Genomic DNA, 1108 nt, shown 5'->3' on the forward strand with positions numbered 1-1108 from the left:
TGTTTTGGCGAATACAAAACTAACCACTTTTACCGCCGTTTTCTATTAATTCACGCTAAGGTGCGATGAACCATAAATAACCGTGCATAGGTTGCTGCCGTAAAGTGACCTCGGGTATGGACGGTACTTAACTCAGTAAATGCATTTATATCAAAGAACCTCAGACTGATATTTAACGCATTTTTTGTCAGTTCATATATCCTTCGCTTGTTAGCAACAGAAATAGAGTTTTCTAAAATAATAATGTCATAGTTTTTATCTGAACGTGAGTTCTTCAAAATAGAATTGATTAAAGCGGCCCCTGAGATGGAATAGTTATCATCAAAACAGATAACTATCGGCACAGAGTGATTATCAAAAACTGGCTTTATTTTTCCATTGAAAGTTTCCTTTGAAACAAAAGTTCTCTGAACTTCTTTTGTTTTTATCTCAGGATTTTCATTGATTTTATGGATGATGAATATATTAAACAACCTTTCGGAAATATGACCAATAACTCTTTTTTCCTGAGCATTGTAATTCCTGAAGGCTATTCTTTTCTCAAGTTCATCAGTTATAGAGAAAAGCCACTCAGAATACTCATCAAAAATATGTTTTTTCATTACAAACATATTTGTATAATAACCTTCATGATCGTCATTAAACTTCCTGATACTTGATTCGAATTCAGGATAAAGCTCTTTAACAATAGCTAATGCAAGATCATAATCTCCGATATGCAAATACTCACCTTTTGCATAATGGATATAATTATTTTTGCTCCCTGCATTTAATACTGACCATTTTCTAGGGAGTAATATATCCACCCCTTCAAGTGATTCAGCGATACCTTCATCTGTTAACTGAAATTTTTCCTGATAGTCTCTGTCAATCTCTGGATAAACTACAACCCCCCAGTTATCTTCGGGAAAATTCTGTATTTTGGAAAAATTCAGGTGTCTGCGATAATGCATAAAACCGATATAATCAGAGTCACCACTATTCTTCCATGCCCAGTATTGTGCTGTCAGTTCACAATAGAAAGGATTTTTGGGTAATGCTACCAACTTATTGATTAGTGTATGATGGTGTTTTTGAGGTACTTTTGTGGCTTCCATTTCTGTGCGTT

Annotated in this window: 1 pseudogene; it reads right to left on the minus strand. The window is 34.4% G+C overall.

The features are described 5' to 3' along the window. Positions 1 to 71: 71 nt before the first annotated feature. Positions 72 to 1031: pseudogene (locus JK211_RS16755) on the minus strand (DUF4422 domain-containing protein); the annotation flags it as partial. Positions 1032 to 1108 lie beyond the last annotated feature (77 nt).

The sequence above is a fragment of the Tatumella sp. JGM130 genome (assembly GCF_018257525.1).
Taxonomy (GTDB): Bacteria; Pseudomonadota; Gammaproteobacteria; order Enterobacterales; family Enterobacteriaceae; genus Tatumella; species Tatumella punctata.